The organism is Escherichia sp. AM3, assembly GCF_032029835.1.
GTDB lineage: Bacteria > Pseudomonadota > Gammaproteobacteria > Enterobacterales > Enterobacteriaceae > Escherichia > Escherichia coli.
The window spans coordinates 1-1,097 of record NZ_JAVUPQ010000350.1 but is presented as its reverse complement, the minus strand read 5'-3'; the positions used below and the strand labels follow the sequence as shown (position 1 = coordinate 1,097).

The 1,097-nt window shown below is 49.6% G+C and carries 1 protein-coding gene and 1 pseudogene; both read left to right on the top strand.

Annotation, left to right across the window (positions count from 1 at the left end):
* Positions 1–969 (top strand): site-specific DNA-methyltransferase (locus tag RTW80_RS25740; RefSeq protein ID WP_312720889.1); only part of this gene is annotated, 969 nt, incomplete at its 5' end.
* A 67-nt stretch (positions 970–1,036) separates the two neighbouring features.
* Positions 1,037–1,097 (top strand): annotated as a pseudogene (gene essD, locus RTW80_RS25735) (phage lysis protein EssD); the annotation flags it as partial.

Genomic DNA, 1,097 nt, shown 5'->3' with positions numbered 1-1,097 from the left:
ATTGACCTGATTGTTACCGATCCGCCTTACTTCAAGGTGAAACCCAACGGTTGGGACAATCAGTGGAAAGGGGACGAAGATTACCTTAAGTGGCTGGACCACTGTCTGGCCCAGTTCTGGCGGGTGTTGAAACCTGCCGGAAGCCTTTACCTGTTCTGTGGGCATCGCCTGGCATCTGATATTGAGATCATGATGCGTGAACGTTTCAACGTGCTTAACCATATCATCTGGGCGAAGCCGTCCGGACGTTGGAATGGGTGTAATAAAGAAAGTCTGCGCGCATATTTTCCTGCCACAGAGCGCGTTCTGTTTGCTGAACATTACCAGGGGCCATATCGCGGCAAAAGTGACGGCTATGCGGCAAAAGAAAGGGAACTCAAACAGCACATAATGGCACCGCTGATATCGTATTTCAGGGATGCTCGTGCCGAACTGGGTATAACGGCAAAACAAATTGCCGAAGCCACAGGTAAGAAAAATATGGTTTCCCACTGGTTTGGTGCCAGTCAGTGGCAGTTGCCGAATGAGGCTGACTATCGGAAGTTACAGGCACTGTTTTCCCGTATAGCGGCAGAGAAGTTTCAGGAAGAACAACTGGAACAACCACACCACCAGCTGGTGGCATCTTATGATTCACTGAATCGCAAATATTCTGAATTGCTGGATGAGTTTAAATCTCTCCGGCGCTATTTCTCCGTATCAGTCTCCGTGCCTTATACCGATGTCTGGATGCATAAACCCGTTCAGTTCTACCCGGGTAAACATCCGTGTGAGAAACCGGCGGATATGCTCAGGCAAATAATCAATGCCAGTAGTCGACCTGGTGATCTGGTTGCTGATTTTTTTATGGGATCCGGTTCCACAATAAAAGCAGCAATGGCGCTGGGGCGTCGGGCCTTAGGTGTTGAGCTTGAGTCAGAGCGGTTTAACCAGACAGTGAAAGAGATAAACGAGCTGGTGGGGAAATAATCTGGTGGCCACGTCAGGTGGCCTTTTTATTTCCATTACACAGCACCCGCATCTGCGAGGTGGGGTTATGAAATCCATGGATAAGTTAACAACGGGTGTCGCCTATGGCACCTCAGCAGGTAGTGCCG